Annotated in this window: 3 protein-coding genes; all 3 read right to left on the reverse strand. The window is 66.4% G+C overall.

Features of this window, described 5'->3' with window-relative positions; translation table 11 throughout:
• Positions 1 to 153, reverse strand: a 153-nt coding sequence (locus VF662_RS03015; RefSeq protein WP_464137544.1) for an SDR family NAD(P)-dependent oxidoreductase, incomplete at its 3' end; no start/stop codon positions are given.
• Complete coding sequence (locus VF662_RS03020) at positions 150 to 926, reverse strand: SDR family NAD(P)-dependent oxidoreductase (protein WP_464137540.1); 777 nt, start codon at positions 924 to 926, stop codon at positions 150 to 152. The genes VF662_RS03015 and VF662_RS03020, both read right to left, overlap by 4 nt.
• Positions 923 to 2,173 (reverse strand): acyl-CoA dehydrogenase family protein, encoded by a 1,251-nt coding sequence (locus VF662_RS03025; RefSeq protein ID WP_464137542.1) that lies wholly within the window; start codon positions 2,171 to 2,173, stop codon positions 923 to 925. The genes VF662_RS03020 and VF662_RS03025 overlap by 4 nt, the downstream gene beginning before the upstream one ends.
• Between the last annotated feature and the right edge of the window lie 111 nt (positions 2,174 to 2,284).

Genomic DNA, 2,284 nt, shown 5'->3' on the forward strand with positions numbered 1-2,284 from the left:
CTCGCGGCCTGCATCGGCGGCGACGATGCCCTCCGCTGCGTTAATGTCGGAGGCGATCACGGCTGCCCCCTCCGCGGCGAACAGCGCCGCCGATGCCTTGCCGATTCCGGATGCGGCGCCGGTGACAATCGCGACCTTGCCGGCCAGCCTCAAAGGCCCACTCCAATTGTGGAGCCGCCGTCGACCACGATCGACTGGCCGGTCATGAAGGTGGAGGCGGGGGAGGCGAGGAAGACAGCGGCGCCGGCGATCTCGTGCGGCTCCCCGATCCGGCGCATGGGCGTGCCGCGCGTCACCGCCTTCAGCGTATCCGGATTCTCCCAGAGCGCCCGGGCGAAATCGGTGCGGATGAGGCCGGGGGCGATGCAGTTGACGCGAACACCTGCGGGGCCGAACTCGGCGGCAAGGTTGCGGGCGAGCTGGAAGTCGGCGGCCTTGGAGATGTTATAGGCGCCGATCGCCGTCGAGCCGGTCATGCCGCCGATCGAGGAGACGATGATGATCGAGCCCTCCTTCCGCTCCAGCATCTCAGGCGCGGCCATCTGGATCAGCCAGTGATTGGCGATGACGTTGTTCTCGAGGATCTTGCGGAACTGGTCGTCGGCGATGCCGGCCATCGGGCCGTAATAGGGGTTCGATGCCGCGTTGCAGACGAGGACGTCGATCTTTCCCAGCTGCCGGCGGGTCTCGTCGACGAGGTTCTGAAGATCCTCCTTTGACGAGATGTTGGCGGGAACGACGGTGGCGGTGCCGTCGCCGTGCCGCTCGTTGATCGCCTGCGCTGCCTCTTCGCAAGCTTCGGCCTTGCGGCTCGAAATGACGACCTTCGCGCCCTGCTCCGCCATCGCTTCCGCGATCGCTCTCCCGATCCCGCGCGACGAGCCCGTGATGATCGCGACCTTTCCGCTGAGATCGAACAGGCTCATTGCAGGCCCTCCACCGGGTGCTTTGCGAATTCCATCAGCGCGATCGCCCGGTTGTGGACCTCGTCCGGCCCGTCGGCGAGGCGGAGGGTGCGGATCCCCGCCCAGCTGTAGGCGAGGCCGAAATCCTGGCCGACCCCGGCCGCGCCGTGCGCCTGCACCGCATCGTCGATGATGCGAAGCGCCATGTTCGGCGCCTGTACCTTGATCATCGCGATCTCGAGCTTGGCCGCCTTGTTGCCGGCCTTGTCCATCATGTCGGCGGCCTTGAGGCAAAGGAGCCGCGACATCTCGATGTCGATTCGCGCCTGCGCCACGCGCTGCTCCCAGATGCTGTGCTCGGACAAGCGCTTGCCGAAGGCGACGCGGCTCTGGAGGCGCTTCACCATCGCCGCCAGCGCTTCCTCGGCCGCGCCGATCGTGCGCATGCAATGGTGGATGCGGCCAGGGCCGAGCCGCCCCTGGGCGATTTCGAAACCGCGTCCTTCGCCGAGCAGCATGTTCGAGGCGGGGATGCGGACGTCCTTGAGCTCGATCTCCATGTGGCCGTGCGGGGCATCGTCATAGCCGTAGACGGTGAGCGCGCGCTCGATCGTGACACCCGGCGCGTCGAGCGGCACCAGGACCATCGATTGCTGCTGGTGCTTGCGCGCCCCAGTGTCGGTCTTCCCCATCACGATCGCGATCTTGCAGCGCGGATCGCCGGCGCCCGACGACCACCATTTGCGGCCGTTCAGCACATATTCGTCGCCCTCGCGGCGGATCTCGGTCTCGATGTTGGTGGCATCGGACGAGGCGACGCCCGGCTCCGTCATCAGGAAGGCCGATCGGATCTCGCCGTTCATCAGCGGCCGCAGCCACTGCTCCTTCTGCTCGCGCGTCCCGTAGCGGTGGAGCACCTCCATGTTGCCGGTATCGGGCGCCGAGCAGTTGAACACCTCCGCCGACCAGAGGATGCGCCCCATCTCCTCCGCGCAAAGCGCATATTCGAGGTTCGAGAGCTGCGTCCCCTCGAACTCGAACGTCTCGTCCACGTGCCGGAGCGCGGAGCCAGGCGGCATGAACAGGTTCCACAGGCCTGCCGCCTTCGCCTTCGGCTTCAGCTCCTCGATCACCTCGACCGGCTGCCAGCGGTCGCCGGCCGCGATCTGCTTCTTATAGTCGCCTGCGCGGGGGCGGACGTGAGTCTCGATGAAGTCGCGGACGCGGCCCTGATAGTAAGCCTCACGTTCCGTAACGGAAAAATCCATCCCGCGCCCCTCGCTTGCTTTACGTTCCCGTCAACCTATCATCCCCGCTATCCCTGAGCCGCATCGGAGACAAGAGCAGTGGCCGATTTCCGCCTTGAGACGCGTGAATGG

It is taken from the genome of Allosphingosinicella sp. (genome assembly GCF_036387215.1).
Classification (GTDB): Bacteria; Pseudomonadota; Alphaproteobacteria; order Sphingomonadales; family Sphingomonadaceae; genus Allosphingosinicella.

Bases quoted from the DNA above. Each gene is read 5' to 3' on its own strand.
- VF662_RS03020 (WP_464137540.1), bottom strand. From the start codon at position 926: ATGAGCCTGTTCGATCTCAGCGGAAAGGTCGCGATCATCACGGGCTCG.
- VF662_RS03025 (WP_464137542.1), bottom strand. From the start codon at position 2,173: ATGGATTTTTCCGTTACGGAACGTGAGGCTTACTATCAGGGCCGCGTC.